Raw genomic sequence first — 18,263 nt, forward strand, 5'->3', positions numbered from 1 at the left:
TACTCATTCCCCTGACATCCTTTGACGGCCCCCAAAAGTGGGGCTATGGTGGGGCCATGAGCAGACCCAAAATCAAAACCCAATACCCTGGTGTGCGATACCGCGAACATCCTACCCGCAAGCAACGAAACGGGCAACTGGATCGATACTTTTCGATTCGCTACAAAGACGATGGGCGCACTGTTGAAGAGGGAACGGGATGGGCCACTGAAGGCTGGAATGCGGAAAAAGCCCACAAGATCTTGTCCAAGATAAAAGAAAATAAGAAAACAGGAAAGGGGCCTCTTAGCCTTGCAGAAATGCGGGAGGATGCCGCCAAGGAGCGTGCGGCGGCTGAGAAGGAGGCGGCTGAAGAGCATGCATCCAATATGCTTCTGCAGGACTTTTTTGAGCAATACTATCTCCCCGATGCAAAGCGCACCAAGCGAAGCTGGCTCACGGATGAGCAGCGCTTCAATAAGGTGTTCAGAAAGCCCCTCGGCCCGTGGCCCTTGCGCTCTATCACGCGTGACGACATCCAGACGATCATTGACTCGCTTGTAGACTCTGGCGCTGCGCCTTCGACTATCAAGCAATATCGTGGCATCCTCAGTCACCTTTACAACCTGGCCAGCGAGACAGAACTGCATGGCCATAAAGTCTTCAGTGGCCCTTCCCCAGTCCTGGGCGTCAAGGTGCCCAAAATTCGTAATGCCCGTGAGCGCTTTCTCACCGCCAAGGAGGCTGAAGATCTTATCGCTGCGGCAAAAAAGCTCTCGAACCGTGATATGCACGACTGTATTGTCCTGTCGTTGAACACCGGCCTTCGCTTGGGCGAGCTCCGCCGGATGGAGTGGCCAGACGTGGACATGACCCACGCGATGTTGACCGTACGCGATGAAGCACACAGAAAGCCCGGCGGCAAAGTGCCGCTGAACGATACGGCGCTGACCATTTTCAAAGCACGCCGACGTATTCGCAAAGAGGGAAATGTCGGACTCGTTTTCCCCCCTATTTTGGGCCAATTTACGCGCTGTAACCTCACACATGCCTTCAGAGACCTTGTTGACAGCCTCGGCTTCAATGACGGGCTCAAACCTGACGACAGAGCCCGCCGCATCGTTTTTCACAGCCTCCGACATACCTTTGCCAGTTGGCTGGCCATCGGCGGTACCGACATATACCGCATCCAGAGGCTGATGCGGCATAAAACCATCACCATGACCATGCGGTATGCCCATTTGATACCTGACGCCACGCGACAAGCAGTTCACGACCTAAAGCCTCCTAAAGCTCTTTAAAATTCGCCTTGAGGCGGTCAACACCCATGTGGTCGATGATCCATCGCACCAACGCTTCTGTCGGATAGACCACGCTACGCCCTACCAAATATGCCCCCAATGGACCTGTGCCGGAAGAATCGGCATTGGCCAAAGTCTTCATGGTAATGATGCCGCCGATTTGCCGTTCGACATCTTTACGGGCAATAACCGGAGGCAGTTTTGCAAGCAAAAGCTGGCGAAACTCCTCTTCCGGAGGGAGGATAAGCTGCGACATTCCTCTCCCTTGCATCATTCACCCCCTACTGCGCGCTCATCAGCGCGGCCACTGCCGACCGCACCCAAATGGGCTGCGCGCTCATTGAAAACGTTTCTCCCGCCCAGGTGAGCAGTAAAACCTCACCCATGGCGCTGGCGATCGCCTCGGCTGCGGCCGGCGGGACTGCGTTGCCGATACGTTCACGCCATGCGGAATCGGACAATCCATCCAGCTCGAGCTGCTCCTCCGGATCAATGAGGTTCTGCAAGGCAGCGAGTTCCAGGGTGGTGAATGGGCGGTGCCATGTGCCATCGGTAGCGATAATGCGCGCAACACAATTGTCGGTCGGCGCAGGCATAAGGGCACGCGGATCCGCCACAGAAAAGTAGCCATTGTCGAAGCAGGCGCTGCCGGCAACGGTATTGCAGGGCTTGTTCCAGGGCACTACGCCGTAGTGGCCACGCAGAAAATTTAACTTATCCTTGCCCCATGCCGGCCGAGGATCGGCCACTGCCTGTCCGCCGCTGCTTGGGTGTCCACCGGCCGTGATGGTCCCTGCGTTGTCCTTGAAGGAGACTACACGATACACATTGTTGTGATGCTCACCCTGATAACGAGGGTCAGCAACGGAGAGAGCCGATCCTGCAACATGCGTGGCGCCGGTGATTGTTCTGGCCAGATCCTTCCACGGCACAATGCGGAAGATGTTCTGATGAGAGCTTTCCGGATAGCCCGTGCGTGGATCAGCCACCGCAAAGCAGCCCTGAGCGGTAGTGCTGCGCGAAAGCACCGTGCCAGCATGTTCCCCAAACTCAGTGACCGTATATTTGCCCCTAAAGGCGCCTTCGAGGCGCGGATCAGCCACGCTGAACTTGCCGTTCAGGGGGAACCCACGGGAGGTCACAGTGCCAGTCGTGTCGCTGAATGCGAGTACGCCCAGGCTGTCGTTGTGCATGCCTTCATGTGCGCGCGGATCCGCCACTGCGTACCGGCCATTGGTCGGACTGCCTTTGCCGGTGACCGTCATGGCATGGTTTTCCCATGGCAATACTCCCAGGATGTCGTCACTCCAGGATCCTGCCGGCACGATGCCGTAGTCGCGCAAAAAGCCTTCATCCACCGCCAGGCGATTCAGGGAACGCCAATCCTTGCCAGCCTCAATAAAGGCCAGGCGCACCCATGTCTTCCATTGGAGACGTGGAATGCGATGCATAGGACCGGCCGCAGGGTCGCCCGGCAGAGGCATGCGACCCAAGATGTCGCCGACAGCTCGCAAGGGACGTTTGATGGGTTCATAAAGAAAATTGGGTACTAATTCGCGGTGCCGGGCCACCAGCAGAAACCGCTTGCGGGTCTGAGCCAGGCCGCCCAACTCACCGCAGTCGTGCGTAGTTTCCGCTGTGGCGTAACCGTAGGCGCGCAGCAACCCTATAATCTGATCCAGTAGCCAGCGCCCCCGCGTTGCGATACGCGGGACGTTCTCGAATACAATCAGCTCAATGGGTTCGTCCTTGAACGCTTCCAACGCAAGCCAGATGCCACGCAGAGTAAGCGCGTTCAATGACTGGTACTTGCGGCTCTGCGACTTGGCGGCGGACAACAGGCCGGAAAAACCCTTGCACGGCGCGGACAGGAAAAGGATGTGCGGATGCCTGTAACCGTAAGCGCGTAAAATATCCGTAGGCACGGCCTCGCGCCAGTCCGTTGGCGGCTGATGGCCGTGAAAATCCAAATACTGTTCACGATCCATCAGGTCCATGACTGTGCCCGGCACTCCAGACAGTCGCTCGAAGTCGCGCACTGCCGCGGCATCCACATCGATGCCCCCAATGCACTCGAATTGGGCCTGAAGGTTGCCCACCTGGGCGCGCCCGCGGTTCATTCCCTTGGCACCACCACCAAGGCCACAGTACATGTGGGCGTGACGAATTTTTACGGTCTCAAGAAGCATGTGTGCCCTCCTTGGTCGGTGCGTAGCGCACAACCCATACCCACGGGTTTCTGTCCCAAGCGTTTGGAGAGCTGAAGCCGTGCAGATGATCCCAGAGTGATTTATACGACTCCACAGCGGACCAGGCGTAACCGTCTTCGAAATAATCACGGTAGACGGGCTCACCGTTGAAATGGTCCACCTGTTCCACACCCTCGGCGATGGCATCCGCTTCTGTGATGTCCTGCAGGCGTTCGGCCCGTACTTCCAAAACATCATACAGGGAGCGGCTGGCCCACCGAGGCATGTGGAAGGATGCGCGCCACCGGCCCCTGTTCATAAAAGCGGGGCCACCTTTGTCAGCACCACGCCACCACACGGCATCGTCAGCGGAGTACCACACAGGCCAGCCGTAGCCGTTACCAGGGGTTTCCAAGATGGAGGGGCGCTGTTTGTCACAGGCTATGGACGTGGCCCACCGCTCGCGTTGCCAAAGCCGGTCTCCGGGTTGGCCATAAGGGCAGCAGTCGGCGATAAAGCTTGCCATTTCCAACGGGTATATGATGGAGCCGTCCTGATGCGAATCAACGCAGCCAGTTTTGTACTGCTTGCCCCGATGATGAAAGTAGTACTCGCCGCAAACCACGACAGGCTGGCTCTTCATCACCCTCCTGGTCATGGATTTGCGGCCAGCATGATTGGCCAACACCATGGGCGCGGAAAAGATAATGGGGTACTCTTTCATGCCGGAACCACCTCGTACTTATGGCGAATCAGGTTAGGGAGGACCATTTCAGGCTGCCCCTGATGTGAGTAGACCTGACGCACATTCTCGTTCCAGTAGAAAGCGCAAGTGGCGCCTTCGTACTCGTCGAATGGTTCGTTGAAGGAGCTGAAGATGATCACCGGCTTGCCCAGAGCGTTGGCCATGCCCAATTCGGCATGGGTTCCGCGCCCACCAGGCAGCAGCACAATCACCAGTTCAGCCTGAAGGACGCCGTTACGCTCTGCGGCCGTCACCTCTCGCAGACGGGCCTCTCCCTGGCCATGGACGGAGCCGTGCAAGGTCCAGTCATAGGTGATGGTGTGCCCGACAGCGATAAGGGCGTCCCGAACGGCTTGCACCTGCAGATAATTTTCAAGCTTGGACGCGATGTAAATTTTCATGGCAGCTCATCAATGGTTTGCGGTTGCAGGTATATGTCCTCGTCCAGGCGCAGCGAGCTCGCCCTCGTCCTTTTTCCGGACTCAAGGTCGGTGATGATGCCGCGCAGCTTCCTGATCAGAGCCAGCAGGTGCCCGTTGAGCTTCCGCGCCCACCGCAGTCGCCGTTCCAGGTCAGCATCTTTCGACGCAGATTTTGGCCCGGCAGAAATTCTGGCTTTCTTCTCTTTGGCGGCCTGAGCCTTGGCTGCGGCCGTTTCTTTGCGTTCCTCGGCAAGGTCCGCGAAAAGCTTGTCGCGCTCACCTTCAAGCCGCACGATGTCCGCAGTCTGATCCTTGTGCGTGGCCAGACGCTTCTGGACCTCAGCGAGTTCATCTTCAAGAAGGTAGCAACGCTGCACCAAGGCATCGTAGCCGGCCTTGTCCGCCTGGGGATGCTGCAGCAGCCCCGCCATACGAAGGCAGAGCCCAATGGGCACGCGGTGGTTACGCGCATCTTTGCGCAGCACAACGCGGCCGCGGGAATCACACGACAATGCCGCGCCTCTGGGGCTGTACACTTCGCCCTCCAGCGAAACCGTGTACCCGGGCCATTCCGGTATGGGGTAGCGTTGCTCGGTGGTCATGGTCAGGCTCCTGTGTCACAAGACATGGCCCGGCGTATTCTGTCGTCACCAACGTAAAGCCGTATAGACTTCGCCGCTCGATCAAGTACAACACTATACGACCATCGCCATTTTGGCAGGGGCATGCTGGATTTGTATTCAAGACCAGAACATATCCCCGGTTCCCATACTCCTGGTTTCTTTCGATAGTTAAAAACTTCCACTTTTTCGCCCAGCAAAACCACGGGGGCGGGGATGATCATTTCAGGTCTTTCCATCACTACCCCTCCACAGCCTTTTCGGCGCACGCTACGACCTTGCGGTAATCATCCAGCGCATTGACCAGGCAGTTACTGTCGATGGGCGATCCGTGCCACAAATCGACTTGCTCGACCTCGCGAAGCCACTGGTACGCCTCTACACGTTCCTGCAGATCCTTTGCAGCGCGCTCCGCCGCATCGGCCCTGTCCTTCTGTGCATCCAGCTCGGAAAAAACGAATTCAAGCTGGCGAGCGCCAACACCCACGTTGCCATAACCCCGGCACTTGGCGCGGAGATCTTCAAGATTATACTTAGGCTTCGCCACGGGACGCCTCCTTTACCTGGCAGGCGGAGCACAGGTCAGGCTCCACCCAGAAACATCCGCCGGGGCAGGCATGAAAATCACTGCAGCCGCAGACACGGCATTTGCGAATGCTGCCAACGCTCTTGGCCATAAGGGCTTGAGCCTCTTCCGGGCTAGCGGGCTCAAAGACCGGAACGGTACGCAGCATGCCAACAACAACATCGTCTTCCGCTAGGACTTCAAGTTTATGGATCTGAAACAGGCCACCTAGCGTCCAGTCGCAACCGCTCCCCTTGGCGAAACGACCCTCGCAAGAGAAGTAAGCAGCGTTTATGGCATCACCGGCTGGTATGTATCTGGCCAAGGAGGCAGCGCTCTGCACATGGCCGCACCGTACGCACTTGTAGGCGTAGTGCTCAGGGGGAACCCCCTGAGCCTGAAGCCGGGCGAGAAACTCCCTCATGGAAATTTGCTCACGGCTGACATGGTTTTCCGGTGAGGTGCTCATTTGCCCTTCCTCCCGAGTTCTCTTTCGAGTTCTGCCATGCGGTCTTGGAGCACTTTTAACTCTCTGAAGGCAGAAGCCCGAAAGCTTGCGTATTTGGATTCTGACGCCACCAGGCGCTGCGCGTATTCGGAATTCAAATCAAAGTCCTTGCCATCCCGTCTGTTCCAAGCGGTAAGAATTTCGAGCATGCCACCGCTCACGCTCACGCCGCAGGGACAACTCAGATAGATGCTGTTGCCGCCATAACCGCTTCTTATTTCCGCATTTCCTCCACAATGGGCGCACGGGAACAGCAATTCGCGCAAGGCTGCCTGTATATCATCATGATGCTGCATGAGTTCCAGAAGGTTGATTTCTGCTTTGGGTTTAATGACGTCCTTACTCATGAAATGCCCCTTGCGTTTGGGTTAAAGGGGGTTGCACCGCTTGTCGGCACGCCGTATTCCTGAGCCGGGCGTCTGCGGCAATTCGTCTATCCAGGCGCGACCTGAGCGATATTTCCAGCCCGGACGCGGATTTCTGAACCGCTTGCCCGAGGCCTGCACAAGCCATGGGGTCAAGACCCAGAATATCGTCCATTACCGAGAACGCCTTGCATCGGTTAAGGCCGCTCATGCCGGAGAATGCGTCCACCAGGCTCCTGACCTGCTCGAGAGCAGGTTCTCCGCCGATGCGCCTCAGATCCAGAAGGTACATGGCTGCAAGGCTGCAACTGGATGCGCAGTCGGCATGATCACGCTTCGCCCCGCACCACTGGCGACACTTGCGTATCCGTTCCCACTCCTTTTCCAGATACAAGGTGTGTGGGGTCAGTTGCGGCAGCACGGTCAACAGCCCGCCAAAGTGCTTGACTACCGCGCCGTAGGTACGGCCGTATTGAGCGGCGGTAACATGGTGCAGCACACGAAAAGCCAGATAGACAGCGTGACGGTCCTCATCCACCGCCCCCAGAGCATCCACCGCGGCATATGCCGCGCGCCATGAGGCCGCGCCATGGTTAAGCAGCGATTCGCGCCGCCCCAGTCCCATGGCTGCTGTTTGGTAATACGAGTTGCATATAGGACACAGCCGATCCACACGAGGGCCGGAAGGCCCCTTGTTCTCGCAAGCCAAACCACCGCAAGAATAATGAAAATCAGTCATACGCGCGCTCCTTCACTTCACGGGCCATGCGTCCCAGGCGCAGCCATTCGCGCCATTGCTCCGCAAGACCCAGGCCCACGGCAAGGCCGATAAAGACTCCTGCCAGCAGCAGGCTCATGCCTGGGCCTCTTGCCGACGCGGAACGGGCATGGCACTGCGCAGAAAGGCCAGCATGCCCCGGTGAGTGGTGGGCACCGCATAGCGCTCGCCGTTGATGGTGACGTGATAGGTGGTGACGCGCTGCGCGTCGGAAAGGGGCTTGACATCACGGGGCTGTTCAAAATAGATTCTCGCCATCCGATACTCCTTTGGAGTTGGCCCCGACGTGCTGCAATCACGCCGGGGCATTTTTATTTGCAGGCGCTGCAGGTCGGGCTCTGCGCGGTCGATGACAGCGGAGCCAGGCTGACAACACTGCCGGGCACAAGTCGGCCGATCTCCGCAATCAGCTCATCGAGCGTTGACGGCTTGGCCGAAACATCGTTTGACGCCGTGGTGATACGATCCTCCGAAGGCACCATGTACATGGGGCCCTCACCAGTCTGGATCCAGTGAGGATTCAGTTCCCTGGTTTCCAGCAGACGGAGCTTCCAGCCAGCCGGAACGCCGTCCGGATCGTTTCGCCGAAGGGCATCGGAGATACTCGACTGCCGAACCCCCAAAAGGGCAGCCACCTCAACCTGAGTGCGCAGTCCAAGAGCCACAAGAATGCGGCTGTATTCATCGCGCGCGGCCATCTATGCATCCTCCCCGGGAATGACGCCCTGGTCGCTCCACTGCGCGAGCATTTCCAGCAAGCCATCCACTGTTTCAAGCCAGAAACTGACGCAACCTTTGACCATGAAGCAGCATCGAGGGGCGACGCCAATGACGGCCACAGGGACGCCGGAAACATGAGCCATGCCAGTCAGGCAGGCCACATCGTGATCATCCGGCGGCACCAGTACAAACAGATCTGCCATACCTATCTGCAGAGCCAATTCGCTGAAAAGCTGATCTTCCTCGCCCAGGAGCATGCCGCCGAATGGCCGCCGCTCCTGCATGGTTCGGGTATGAAGCGCCCGCCCCCGCACGTGATGACCATGCGCGGCAAGTTCGGCCTGCACACTGGACAGGGTGTCCAGGTTATCGGCAGCGGAAACAAGAAAAATGTTGAGGGCCTTACTCATCACGGCTTTCCTCCACGGACGCCTGTTCCATAAGGTGTTCCAGCGCCAGCAAGGCGGCGATGGCTTCGCGGTTTTCCTTCTTAAACACGGCAAACTCGGCCTTGGTGACCCGCCCGTCGATGATATGGGCGGCGGCAACGGCGGCAGCCTCACTGCATTCTTTGACGGTATTGGCCAGTTGTATGGTCATGCTTTTGGTTGGCACCTGGGCGGCCGGCAACTTGAAAAACACGCCACCACGCTCTTCGGCCAAAAATTCAACAGGAGCATCACAGTCCAGCATATCCATGAAGGGTAGCAGATTATCCGCACCCCACTTGTGACCGCGTTGGCGTGAAAGCTCGGACATAGCCGTCTGATATTCGATTCCCACACGGATGAAGTTGGTTTTGGCGTTGAGGCCGTTGGGCATCACATTCACCAGCAGATGGTGGCAGTAACCCGTGAGAGAGGGGTAATTTTTCAATCCGAAATTGGAAGTCATGCTATTGCGCCTCCTGAAATTGCGTGGTCATGCGCGTGAAAAATGGCGTACCAAGATTGAAACTCACGAGGTCACATGAACTGATGAACGGACGCCATCATTTTAGGACGCGGCCCTGGAGGTAAATCTTTGGGTTCTGGTAGTAATTCTGCTGGAATGCCAAAGCGTTCTCGGAGAATCCGATGGTGATCGACGGGTATGGTGGGATTGTCCAGGTGCTTGCTCAACGTAGACAGCCGGATACCTAAAGCGTCTGCCAATGCCTGCAGAGTCAGTCGCTTCCCCTCAGCCGGGCATGGCTGGCGCAAAAGCCAGATGCGCAGTTCTTGCTTCTTGCTTATGGTTAAGCTAATCTTTTCGTCTAACTTCATTTTTCGCACCCTCGAAAGGATTAAGCAAAATAGTTCGCTTGTTTCTTTCGAGATAAACTAAAATTAGGCAAAGAGTCAAGCTAGAAATAAGCATGACTAGAAAGATTTTATCTTATGAAGCTATACCAGCGGGTTAAAAAAATTGCGCAGGATCTGGCGGGGTCAGAAGTCAAATTGGGTACGGCGATGAAAATGAACCCCCGGACCCTAAATGGCTACCTGAAGGAATCCAGGGAACATAACCTCTGGCCGCTACTGCCAACTATTCTTAAAATTTTTCCGCAAGTAAGCCGCGAATGGCTCTATTTTGATGAAGGTGAAATGCTGAAGGCCGACTGTGAAAAGGCTCTGAAGCCAATCCGGTCGGCGGCAGATCAGGCTGACCAGAACATAGGAGCAGTCCCGGCCTTAGAAAAAGAAAATGCGGCCCTGCGCGAACTCGTGGACAGCAAGAATGAAGTTATAGCCCTGCAGAAACAGTTACTGGCCAAGGTCGCCGACCAGGCTGACCAGGACCAGCGAGGCATGGAGTTCAGCGGCGGTCCTCCTGCCCACACCGCATCTGCCCCTGGCACGCCCAGTGCTGCCCATTTGTTGCGCCGCTCAACTGACCGTGAAGGAGGCAAGCTGTGAAGAAATTCTGCACGTTCGTGGCCCTGGTTGCCCTGCTTGCGTTTCAGGCAACCACAAACGCCGCCACCATGGAAGAACGCATTGCCGCGGCCGGAGCCGCCATGGCTCTTGATTCAGCCGACAAACCTGCAGAGTCTTCTCCCCAAGCCGAAGCCTCCCTGTCCTGGGATATGACCAGAGCCAAAGCAGTGCCATATGCCGTAGTGCTGGCACAAAAGGAGCACCGTGCCGCCATTGGGCGCACCAAGCTGCTGCTGCGTATCGTGCCCGTGGCCAAGGGCAAGGACGGCAAACTTCAGCCCCTGCATGGCCAGAACAAGCTCACCAAGGAACAGCTTGCCGCCACGGCGGCGGCAGCGGCCAAGTATCACGCGCAGCTCACCGGCGCGCAGATGGTAAGCGTGGCCCTGCAGACGCAATTTTTCCCCAACCACGGCGCGGCCCGTCTGGCCACTGTGGACTACGCGCCGGACGGCAAAGGTGTTTCCGGCAAGGACAACTGGCGCTGGCACATGTTCTCAGCCGCCGAAGCAGGCCCCACAGATGCGGCGCTGAAGACGGAAAAACCCGGCGCGCTCTATCTGCCCATGGAGCAAGCCCCGGTAGAACTGGCCGATGCCGTGCCCGGCAGTGCCCCGCTGAAGTAGCATGTAATAGTGGTTTTTGCGCATGGCAAAAAACTGTATTGGCCTGATGCTTCTTGTCATTATGCTGTCCACGCCATCATGGGCATGGGAGGCACGCGTGGTGGGCGTCACCGATGGTGACACTGTCACCGTAGAAACCCATGATGGCCAGCGCACCCGTATTCGGCTGTGGGGCATAGATGCGCCCGAGCGCGATCAACCCGGAGGCGAACCAGCCCGAATCCACTGCGAGGCCATTGCCCTGTGGCAGACTGTTGACGTGCAAGAGGTGGCTCGAGACAAATACGCCCGCCTTCTGGCCGTGCTGGTGAGGCCAGGCCAAAACGTCCGCTCGGACTGGAGCATTAACGGCAACATGGTGCGTATGGGTCATGCTTGGGCCTATGGGGCCAAGCGTTGGAAGGGAAGCGAGGAACGCGCCCGGCGGGAGCACCGAGGCCTGTGGTGGCAGGAAGCCCCCGTTCCGCCTTGGAAGTGGCGCAGGGGGGGGCATGACCGACAAGACTAAGGGAAATACGGAAATAGTTCTGAAGGCACTCAACTAGAAGAGGGGGAATAGGCATTGCTCCCGCTTTTCGAAATATCAGAAGGAACTACTTATGGATATTAACTTGCGGTTAAAAAAAAGCCTGGAACGGCGAGAAGCTGAAGCGCACGCTGTCGCCGAAGAGCAAGCACAAAGCGATGCCGCCCGCCAGCTGAAGGAAAGTGAACAAAAAGCGGCTCTAGAAGAATACAATGCGCAATTCGACGTCTTTGAGCTCCTCTTGCGCCAGCAGTTACCGCAAAAACTTTTGCCGAACTTTGGCGCCTCATTTGAGCATAAAAAAGACAGAAATGGTAAAAGGCTTAGCATGGTTATGTCACTTGAGCCAAAACCCTCCACAACGGAAGAGCTTATGGCCTATGCCTCAAGATTAGGAGGAGGCGAACCTGTAGGCTCTATATACATTGAAATATGCACCGCCGGGGAGATCGCCTCTCCTCTGGGCAACACCTTCAAAGGAAAGCTGGTGGATAACGGAAAAATCATAAAGGAATACGAGCTGAATGAAATAAACCCTCCTGAACCTATTATCAAACAGCTTTTTCAAGACTTCATGAACAGACGTTACCCTGAGTAAGAATGGAGCCGGGACAATCCCGGCTCCGCACGTGCAAGAGAGAAACAAACTAACAACAGGCTACAGAGGGGCAAGCAGCCCCGCGGCAATGAGGTCCTGCACATGCTCCTCGGGTGAGCTGGTGCGAACGGTACTGCCATTCCAGTTTGCGGCCCGGCGGGCCGAGCCTTCCATCCATTCCTCCAGTGTCGGCGGCGGCACCAGCATCATCTGCCACAGGGCTTCGGCTACCCCCTGGAGGCTATTTGCCTCCAGAGTCTTACCGTCAATGGTTCGATAGCGGTACATAGGCCTCCTATGCGGCTATGGCCAGCACGGCCGCGCGATTGCGATAATAGGTACGGAGCGTGTCGGCCACGCCGTCCCAGAGGCGGCCAATGCGGTCAGGCGAGGCAACCGGGGCCGGGGCTGCGGTACCAGCCAAGCGGTAGACATTGCCGCCGTGGCGGGGGCAGACGATATTCAGTCCAGCACGGCGCAGGCGGCTTACGGCGGCGCGGGCGGTGTGGGGCTGCCAGCCAAAGCGCTCCACCATTGCCTGCAGGCTGACCTCACCCTGACGGAACATATTGGCCAACTGCGCCAGTACGCCCTGCAGATGCCCCGTGGGAACCGGGAGTACAGGAGCGGCAACCACTACAGGGGCATCCACCCGAGCCTTGGTTTCAGCCACAAAGGCTTCCAGCAAGCGGACCCAGTTGACAGCCTTGGGGGCGTTAAGGGTGCCGGAATGCTGCCTGAATTCAACCGTGCCATGCGCGTGGTATGCCTGCAGATTAACCTTGAAATACCGGCCGCGCTGCGCGGCGGTAAGGGCCTGCAAGGTGGTGGCACTCAGGAAGCGTTCGCTCCGGGCCAAGTCACGCACGCTCTGGCAGTAAGTATTGGCGCTGCCCCGGCGGGAAGGAGGCATAAAGGCGTCAATTTCGGCTTCAAAGGCTGCATAGCGCAGCACAATCGCGCGGATGTGCTCAACCGAAAGATCGGCAGCGTCAAAATGCACATGGTAGCCGCAACGACGGTCGACCTTACCGCCCATGTCGTCCAGAGCTGTAACAACAGTGCGGAGCTGCTCCAACCCTGCTTCGCCTTCCAGAACAGGAGACACGACCTCGAACCCTCCGGAAACGGATCCATCCGGAACGATTTTCCAGTGTGCGCGGGTGACGTGGTTGTAGCTTTCGCTTTGCACGCTGACGCCTACCTGATTGAGAGCGCGTACAGCCTGTTCACGGGTGATGCCGGTCATTTCCAGTTCGACTCCAAACTTGCGGGACATTCTTGTAACCTCTTGGTTTAGTTGGTTTCACGTTTGCCGTGAATCCCTTTGACCTTGGTTCCAAGATTGTTGCAAGCCCTTTCTGCATGATTTTATTTATTTTTTTAGTCAACAAATCAGCGCTGTTCTGGCTGGTATGCTTCTGCCGCTTTCACGAGAAAGCCGGAGCGGGTCATGCCGGCGGCAGCGGCCTTGCGGTCAATCATATCCAGAGCGTATTTTTTTAAAGATACAGCTACCTGCTTGGTGCGCAAGTCCAGCTCCGGAGCGGGCACAGGATGCACCATCGTGCCATCCGGCAGAGGGCCAAGGTCGTACCCGGCGTATTCGGCCCGCAGGGCATCCCATGCATCTGTATAGCCGGACGGATTAGGAATGGGGTCGCCATCGTTGGCCAAGGCTTCCAGATGGCCGGCCAAAGCGTCAATGGCCATGGCAAAGGCGTGTTCCATACTTTCGCCCCAGGTGGTGCAACCCGGCACGTCTGGAAAAATAACCGACACCTTGCCTTCATAAGGGACAAACCCGGCATAATACGATTCCATAGTTTCCTCCGAAGATTCGATATATATGGAGAGCAGCCTGACCAAGAGACACCCCTCAGTTCATCTTCACGCCGGACTGCTTTTCAATGCTTTTCAAGGTAGGGAGCGCAATGTCGCCAGAGTGCATAGCCACTGTGACCTTGCCCGGCTTGCTCGGATGCTTGAACTGCTTATGCCCCGTGGGCTTGCCCGACAGTTCGAACCATCCGTCCGCCTTAAGCCGTTGAATCACTTCCTTCGCCTTCATGCTTCCTCCGTCCTGCTAAAAGCATATTTATATAAAATTTATATAATGTCAATCTGTTTATATAAAAATTATATAATAAGCCGTGTCTAGTCAATTTCTTTCTTGCTAGGGCGCCTTACAAGAACAAAATTCTCTAGCATGGATCCCATGGATGTATGCGCGTCACAATGGCGCATGTACCCGGCGAACGAGGCCACCCGAGAGCGAATAAACTCAAGGTCGACCAAGCCTTCGTAGTACAGCCCTCGCAGACGCTTGAAAGTTTTTCGGGTACGCCGGAGAGTACGCTTACGCGGCCGGACGTGGCTGGTCCAGTGCCGGTAACCCACAAAATCCACCCCCTGCGACAGTGGCCAGAGCCCGGTTTTGGGATTCATGGCGAGCTGCAGTCCTTCCACATGATCCTGTAGGCGAGCAAGGGTCTCCCGGCACCAGGCTTTACTCTCGCCCACGACCACAAAATCGTCCATGTACCGGACGTAGAATTTTATGCCCAGAGTGTCCTTGGCGTAATGGTCCAGGGAATCGAGATAAAGGTTGGCCAACCACTGACTGGTAAGGGCCCCGATGGGCAACCCCCGCCCTTGATAGCCACTGCGATGGATCAGGGAGTCAAAAAACCAGAGCAGATCCTGATCGGAAAAAATGCGCTGCAAACGCTGCATGAGCAGATCGTGCGGCAGGCTTGGGAAAAAGGACTTAATGTCGGCCTTGATAATATAAGGATGCTCCCACTTACGGCTGGCAGAACGCAAAAATGAACGCAGACGATTACTGGCGGCATGGGTTCCCCGGCCCTTGATACTGGCGAAGGTGTCAACAATAAAGCGCCGCTGCAACACGGGGGCCACGTGCAGCATGACGGCCTGATGCACCACGCGGTCCTCAAAGGCAGGGGCCTGGATAAGCCGAAGTTTAGGATCGGTTACCCAGAATTCGCGGAATGGCTTGGGCTGCCAAGTGCATTGCTGAAGCTGCTCTTCCAGCGCAAAGAGATTGGACTCAAGATCCGCGTAAAAAGAAAGGGTGTCGGAATCGAAGCGCTTGCCCTGGCGCACCAGGGTGAACGCGGCGGCCAGATTGCGAAAGGTGGCAATCTGGCCCCATAAATTTTTGAATGTTTTTGCCATAGCAGTTTCGGCCGGAGCCGCCTTCGTGACCTACCAGCCGCCCCGGCCGCATTGTGGTTCTCCCTTGCGGGAAGGAATACCTGCGCCAAATACACGCCGTCCGAAAGGCCGTGACCCTTCGGCCTCATGGTGTTTTTGCGGAGCGGCAACCGACGTTAGGCCACGCATCACTCGGGGTATTGTTCATGTTCAGGCAGAACAAGCCCGCACCGCCAGATTCCGTCCAAGCGCCGCCGATGCACGCCGGCATCCCAAATTCAGACCGGAGCCGCCTTCGTAACCTACCAGCCGCTCCGGCCACTTTGTGGTTCTCCCTTGCGGGAAGGAATGTCTGCGCCAAATACACGCCGTCCGAAGGGCCGTGACCCTCCGACCTCCTGGTGTTCTTGCGGAGCGGCAACCGCCGTTAGCCGCACTCCAGCTCACGGTCGTAGTGAGATTCAGGCAGAACAAGCCCGCACCGCCAGCATGATCCCAACAGCCGCCGATGTACGCCGACATCCCAAATTTCAAGCCAGGGCCGCCTTCGTGACCTACCAGCCGCCCCGGCCGCATTGTGGTTCTCCCTTGCGGGAAGGAATGTCTGCGCCAAATACACGCCGTCCGAAGGGCCGTGACCCTCCGACCTCCTGGTGTTCTTGCGGAGCGGCAACCGCCGTTAGCCGCACTCCAGCTCACGGTCGTAGTGAGATTCAGGCAGAACAAGCCCGCACCGCCAGCATGATCCCAACAGCCGCCGATGTACGCCGACATCCCAAATTTCAAGCCAGGGCCGCCTTCGTGACCTACCAGCCGCCCCGGCCGCATTGTGGTTCTCCCTTGCGGGAAGGAATGCCAGCGCCAAATACACGCCGTCCAAAGGGCCATGGCCCCCTGGCCTCCCGGTGTTTTTGCGGAGCGGCAACCGACGTTGGTATTCGCATTGGTCGTGGTCCATTGCCAGTTCAGGCAGAACAAGCCCGCACCGCCAGACCATTGCCAATCGCCGCCGATGCACGCCGGCATCCCAAATTCAGGCCAGGGCCGCCTTCGTAACCTACCAGCCGCCCCGGCCGCATTGTGGTTTTCCCTTGCGGGAAGGAACCCCCGCGCCAAATACACGCCGTCTAGAGGTCCGTGGTCCCCTAGCTTCCCGGTGTTTTTGCGGAGCGGCAACCGACGTTAGGATACACCTTGCCCGGAGGCTCGTAGAAGTTCAGGCAGAACAAGCCCGCACCGCCAGAGTTACTCCATGCGCCGCCGATGAACGCGGGAGCCCCATCAGCCTAGCAGCGACCCCTGCCCGGGCTGCCTGGTCCGAGGAGGAGCCGGCCTGGGCGGCTGGCCTTCTACGGACTCGTTGAGTTTTTTCAGCCAACCGCCGAGCAGGCCGCCTACTTCAACAATCATTCGGCTCCAGCTTTCATACGCGGCATCACTGACCAGACGCAGGTTATACGCCTTGCGGACCTGCAGCTTCAGGTACTCCAGCTCGACATCCGCGCACCAGAGCAGCTCCCGCGTTTCCGCAGGAGGCCGCCGCAGCCGCCGCTCATAGATTTGGGCCTTGGCTGCCCGGATTATCAGATGCAGAATGGTGGAATTGGTGTGCCGTATATCGGCCGAAAGGACGTGCCGTTCGGCTTTGTTGAATTTCTGGCAGAACTTGTGGCCCTCCAGATCGAGGGCCTCCATTTTCGCAAGCAGCGTGAAGTCTTTGAGCGACATATTACTTTCCCGTCCCCCTCGGGAAGCAGGCATCATCTGGAACGTACCCTTCTGCTATGCGGTCAAGCATCGCCCCGGGTCTTACCTCCAGGGCGATGGCGATTCTGACGAGCATTTCGATACTCGGATACCGCTTGCCGCTCTCCAGCATGGATATGTAGGGCGCGCTCAGGTCCATACGGTCGGCCAGAGCATCCTGCGAGAGCCCGGACATCTGCCTAAACTCCCTGATGGTGCGGCCCACGCCTGCCAGTTTTTTCCGGCTTGTCTTCATTCCCCGCTATGTATCGAGAAATGAGTACAAAAACCTTAATCAAGTACGTTATGTTAACGTAGAAGGTTACGGGGAAGGTTGTTTTTTGCTCTCGCCACGAGGGCGCAGCTCTGGAGGGCTTTGTCGACGGAGCTCTTCCGATATATATGATTCCTCGCAGTGATTCACGTCACCAAACAGCCTCGCCACAAAATCCACAACGAGCCGGATTTGTTTCCATCCGGGCCGGTTACAATTTCGCCAGCACCGACTGGAAAAAGTTTCATCGGGCCAACCGCCACAAAGCGCATTCAGTGCCTGATCAATGGCTATCAGTACATGCTTCAACCAAAGCTGCAACGCCTGTTTCATCCAACACCCCTCCGTGCTTGACGCGATCCCGCTCCTCCGCGCGTTTGGCGTTGTTGAAGCGGTCAAGATTGCCCACAAGGTAGCCGGTGATGCGGCGGGTGCGCTCAAAACACACCCCCGCCCCCACCAGTTGACCGGAACGATCTTCCATTACTCACCCCATGTGACGGCGCTGACCTCATCCACCGTTGCAGCGGCCTGCACGGTCTCGCGCAGCAGCCATTTTTTTGCGTAGAGGCCCTGCCCGTATGTAATGATTTCAAGCTGTATGGTTTTAAGCTGCTCCAGGGTTACCTGCTGCATGATATTGCGATGGTCGCAAAACATGGTCTGTGCCTCTCCCGTGGCGGACAGACGCTTGATGAGCCCATCTACATCACGGTTGGCACGGTCGGTGGCGTCGACCTCAAAGCCCAAAGACGACATAAGATAACCGGCCTTTTCCGCCTCGGCAAAGCTTTCGTTGATTTCTTCCAGCTTGGCGGCCTTAACGCCGTCCAGACCACGCAGGCCTGTCTGCGGGTTTTCACCGTTTTCAATTCTGGGCATAGCTCACCCCCTCCCGGCAGACATGTTCAAGCAACTGCAGACCGCCATCGGCCCGAGACAGTTCCACATGCGCAAGCAGGATACTTTCGGCAACCGCGCAGGCCGGCACCGGCTCCAGTTCCCCGCGCATCCATACGGACGCAAAAAAGCCGTCTGCGCTATACGCCGTCGGAACGCCATACAGCTTGACCTCAGAAACGCCGGAAAGGGGAATTTCAATTTTTTTCTTCCCCTGCGTGAAGACGATTTTCATAAGATCTCCCATCCAAAAAAATTTCCGACCGCCTTCGGCGGTACAGTAGTCCTGTATTCAGTAGGCT

30 protein-coding genes are annotated in these 18,263 nt (G+C 57.3%); 5 read left to right on the top strand and 25 right to left on the bottom strand.

Annotated features, from left to right (window positions below):
• Positions 1 to 56 precede the first annotated feature (56 nt).
• Positions 57 to 1,280, top strand: a complete 1,224-nt coding sequence (locus ACUZ79_RS06675; RefSeq protein WP_449251069.1) for a tyrosine-type recombinase/integrase — start codon at positions 57 to 59, stop codon at positions 1,278 to 1,280.
• Here the strand turns inward: ACUZ79_RS06675 and ACUZ79_RS06680 are convergent.
• From ACUZ79_RS06680 to ACUZ79_RS06750, 15 genes are all read right to left on the bottom strand, one after another.
• Complete coding sequence (locus ACUZ79_RS06680; protein ID WP_449251070.1) at positions 1,267 to 1,536, bottom strand: hypothetical protein; 270 nt, start codon at positions 1,534 to 1,536, stop codon at positions 1,267 to 1,269. The genes ACUZ79_RS06675 and ACUZ79_RS06680 overlap by 14 nt on opposite strands.
• Before the next feature lie 25 nt (positions 1,537 to 1,561).
• Positions 1,562 to 3,469, bottom strand: a complete 1,908-nt coding sequence (locus ACUZ79_RS06685) for a DNA cytosine methyltransferase (RefSeq protein WP_449251071.1) — start codon at positions 3,467 to 3,469, stop codon at positions 1,562 to 1,564.
• Entirely contained in the window at positions 3,459 to 4,193 is a 735-nt protein-coding gene (locus tag ACUZ79_RS06690; protein WP_449251072.1) for a hypothetical protein, read from the bottom strand. The genes ACUZ79_RS06685 and ACUZ79_RS06690 overlap by 11 nt, the downstream gene beginning before the upstream one ends.
• Positions 4,190 to 4,615, bottom strand: coding sequence for a nucleoside 2-deoxyribosyltransferase (locus ACUZ79_RS06695; RefSeq protein WP_449251073.1), 426 nt, complete (start codon positions 4,613 to 4,615; stop codon positions 4,190 to 4,192). Before ACUZ79_RS06695 ends, ACUZ79_RS06690 begins: the two co-directional genes overlap by 4 nt.
• Entirely contained in the window at positions 4,612 to 5,238 is a 627-nt protein-coding gene (locus ACUZ79_RS06700) for a hypothetical protein (protein WP_449251074.1), read from the bottom strand. The genes ACUZ79_RS06695 and ACUZ79_RS06700 overlap by 4 nt, the downstream gene beginning before the upstream one ends.
• A gap of 259 nt (positions 5,239 to 5,497) precedes the next feature.
• The gene (locus tag ACUZ79_RS06705) at positions 5,498 to 5,803 is read right to left on the bottom strand and encodes a hypothetical protein (RefSeq protein ID WP_449251075.1); all 306 of its coding nucleotides are present in this window, start codon (positions 5,801 to 5,803) and stop codon (positions 5,498 to 5,500) included.
• Entirely contained in the window at positions 5,790 to 6,290 is a 501-nt protein-coding gene (locus ACUZ79_RS06710; RefSeq protein ID WP_449251076.1) for a VVA0879 family protein, read from the bottom strand. The genes ACUZ79_RS06705 and ACUZ79_RS06710 overlap by 14 nt, the downstream gene beginning before the upstream one ends.
• Positions 6,287 to 6,676 (bottom strand): hypothetical protein, encoded by a 390-nt coding sequence (locus ACUZ79_RS06715; protein ID WP_449251077.1) that lies wholly within the window; start codon positions 6,674 to 6,676, stop codon positions 6,287 to 6,289. The genes ACUZ79_RS06710 and ACUZ79_RS06715 overlap by 4 nt, the downstream gene beginning before the upstream one ends.
• Entirely contained in the window at positions 6,669 to 7,433 is a 765-nt protein-coding gene (locus tag ACUZ79_RS06720; protein ID WP_449251078.1) for a hypothetical protein, read from the bottom strand. Before ACUZ79_RS06720 ends, ACUZ79_RS06715 begins: the two co-directional genes overlap by 8 nt.
• Entirely contained in the window at positions 7,426 to 7,551 is a 126-nt protein-coding gene (locus ACUZ79_RS06725; RefSeq protein WP_449251079.1) for a hypothetical protein, read from the bottom strand. Before ACUZ79_RS06725 ends, ACUZ79_RS06720 begins: the two co-directional genes overlap by 8 nt.
• Positions 7,548 to 7,730 carry a hypothetical protein gene (locus ACUZ79_RS06730; RefSeq protein WP_449251080.1) on the bottom strand — a complete coding sequence of 61 codons (183 nt, stop codon included), beginning with the start codon at positions 7,728 to 7,730 and terminating at the stop codon, positions 7,548 to 7,550. The genes ACUZ79_RS06725 and ACUZ79_RS06730 overlap by 4 nt, the downstream gene beginning before the upstream one ends.
• A 53-nt stretch (positions 7,731 to 7,783) precedes the next feature.
• Complete coding sequence (locus ACUZ79_RS06735) at positions 7,784 to 8,170, bottom strand: helix-turn-helix domain-containing protein (RefSeq protein WP_449251081.1); 387 nt, start codon at positions 8,168 to 8,170, stop codon at positions 7,784 to 7,786.
• The gene (locus ACUZ79_RS06740) at positions 8,171 to 8,602 is read right to left on the bottom strand and encodes a hypothetical protein (protein ID WP_449251082.1); all 432 of its coding nucleotides are present in this window, start codon (positions 8,600 to 8,602) and stop codon (positions 8,171 to 8,173) included.
• Positions 8,595 to 9,086, bottom strand: a complete 492-nt coding sequence (locus ACUZ79_RS06745; protein WP_449251083.1) for a phage regulatory CII family protein — start codon at positions 9,084 to 9,086, stop codon at positions 8,595 to 8,597. Before ACUZ79_RS06745 ends, ACUZ79_RS06740 begins: the two co-directional genes overlap by 8 nt.
• 71 nt (positions 9,087 to 9,157) lie before the next feature.
• Positions 9,158 to 9,457: a hypothetical protein gene (locus ACUZ79_RS06750; protein WP_449251084.1), complete on the bottom strand. Its 300-nt coding sequence runs from the start codon at positions 9,455 to 9,457 to the stop codon at positions 9,158 to 9,160.
• A gap of 114 nt (positions 9,458 to 9,571) precedes the next feature.
• Here ACUZ79_RS06750 and ACUZ79_RS06755 point away from each other — a divergent pair, with 114 nt between their 5' ends.
• The 4 genes from ACUZ79_RS06755 (at position 9,572) to ACUZ79_RS06770 (ending at position 11,861) form a co-directional block, all read left to right on the top strand.
• Complete coding sequence (locus tag ACUZ79_RS06755) at positions 9,572 to 10,090, top strand: hypothetical protein (protein WP_449251085.1); 519 nt, start codon at positions 9,572 to 9,574, stop codon at positions 10,088 to 10,090.
• A complete protein-coding gene (locus ACUZ79_RS06760) occupies positions 10,087 to 10,737 on the top strand; it encodes a DUF4875 domain-containing protein (RefSeq protein WP_449251086.1) in 651 nt (216 codons plus the stop codon). The genes ACUZ79_RS06755 and ACUZ79_RS06760 overlap by 4 nt, the downstream gene beginning before the upstream one ends.
• Positions 10,738 to 10,759: 22 nt before the next feature.
• The gene (locus ACUZ79_RS06765; protein WP_449251087.1) at positions 10,760 to 11,245 is read left to right on the top strand and encodes a thermonuclease family protein; all 486 of its coding nucleotides are present in this window, start codon (positions 10,760 to 10,762) and stop codon (positions 11,243 to 11,245) included.
• A gap of 91 nt (positions 11,246 to 11,336) precedes the next feature.
• Positions 11,337 to 11,861, top strand: coding sequence for a hypothetical protein (locus ACUZ79_RS06770; protein ID WP_449251088.1), 525 nt, complete (start codon positions 11,337 to 11,339; stop codon positions 11,859 to 11,861).
• A gap of 60 nt (positions 11,862 to 11,921) precedes the next feature.
• Here the strand turns inward: ACUZ79_RS06770 and ACUZ79_RS06775 are convergent, their stop codons facing one another.
• The 10 genes from ACUZ79_RS06775 to ACUZ79_RS06820 all read right to left on the bottom strand — a co-directional run bounded on the left by ACUZ79_RS06775 (position 11,922) and on the right by ACUZ79_RS06820 (position 18,196).
• Entirely contained in the window at positions 11,922 to 12,149 is a 228-nt protein-coding gene (locus ACUZ79_RS06775; RefSeq protein WP_449251089.1) for a hypothetical protein, read from the bottom strand.
• Positions 12,150 to 12,156: 7 nt separating this feature from the next.
• Complete coding sequence (locus ACUZ79_RS06780) at positions 12,157 to 13,140, bottom strand: amidoligase family protein (RefSeq protein ID WP_449251090.1); 984 nt, start codon at positions 13,138 to 13,140, stop codon at positions 12,157 to 12,159.
• A 116-nt stretch (positions 13,141 to 13,256) separates the two neighbouring features.
• The gene (locus ACUZ79_RS06785) at positions 13,257 to 13,685 is read right to left on the bottom strand and encodes a type II toxin-antitoxin system HicB family antitoxin (RefSeq protein ID WP_449251091.1); all 429 of its coding nucleotides are present in this window, start codon (positions 13,683 to 13,685) and stop codon (positions 13,257 to 13,259) included.
• Between the two features lie 55 nt (positions 13,686 to 13,740).
• Positions 13,741 to 13,932, bottom strand: a complete 192-nt coding sequence (locus tag ACUZ79_RS06790; protein ID WP_449251092.1) for a type II toxin-antitoxin system HicA family toxin — start codon at positions 13,930 to 13,932, stop codon at positions 13,741 to 13,743.
• 86 nt (positions 13,933 to 14,018) lie between these two features.
• Positions 14,019 to 15,062, bottom strand: coding sequence for a reverse transcriptase domain-containing protein (locus tag ACUZ79_RS06795; protein WP_449251093.1), 1,044 nt, complete (start codon positions 15,060 to 15,062; stop codon positions 14,019 to 14,021).
• A 1,260-nt stretch (positions 15,063 to 16,322) separates the two neighbouring features.
• Positions 16,323 to 16,769 carry a four helix bundle protein gene (locus ACUZ79_RS06800; protein WP_449251094.1) on the bottom strand — a complete coding sequence of 149 codons (447 nt, stop codon included), beginning with the start codon at positions 16,767 to 16,769 and terminating at the stop codon, positions 16,323 to 16,325.
• Position 16,770: 1 nt separating this feature from the next.
• On the bottom strand, positions 16,771 to 17,043 hold the full coding sequence (locus ACUZ79_RS06805; protein WP_449251095.1) for a helix-turn-helix domain-containing protein: 273 nt from the start codon (positions 17,041 to 17,043) through the stop codon (positions 16,771 to 16,773).
• A 301-nt stretch (positions 17,044 to 17,344) separates the two neighbouring features.
• On the bottom strand, positions 17,345 to 17,545 hold the full coding sequence (nrdD, locus tag ACUZ79_RS06810; RefSeq protein ID WP_449251096.1) for an anaerobic ribonucleoside-triphosphate reductase: 201 nt from the start codon (positions 17,543 to 17,545) through the stop codon (positions 17,345 to 17,347).
• Positions 17,545 to 17,943 carry a DUF4376 domain-containing protein gene (locus ACUZ79_RS06815; RefSeq protein ID WP_449251097.1) on the bottom strand — a complete coding sequence of 133 codons (399 nt, stop codon included), beginning with the start codon at positions 17,941 to 17,943 and terminating at the stop codon, positions 17,545 to 17,547. Before ACUZ79_RS06815 ends, nrdD begins: the two co-directional genes overlap by 1 nt.
• Positions 17,930 to 18,196 carry a hypothetical protein gene (locus tag ACUZ79_RS06820; protein WP_449251098.1) on the bottom strand — a complete coding sequence of 89 codons (267 nt, stop codon included), beginning with the start codon at positions 18,194 to 18,196 and terminating at the stop codon, positions 17,930 to 17,932. The genes ACUZ79_RS06815 and ACUZ79_RS06820 overlap by 14 nt, the downstream gene beginning before the upstream one ends.
• Positions 18,197 to 18,263 lie beyond the last annotated feature (67 nt).

This window comes from Desulfovibrio faecalis (genome assembly GCF_053570625.1).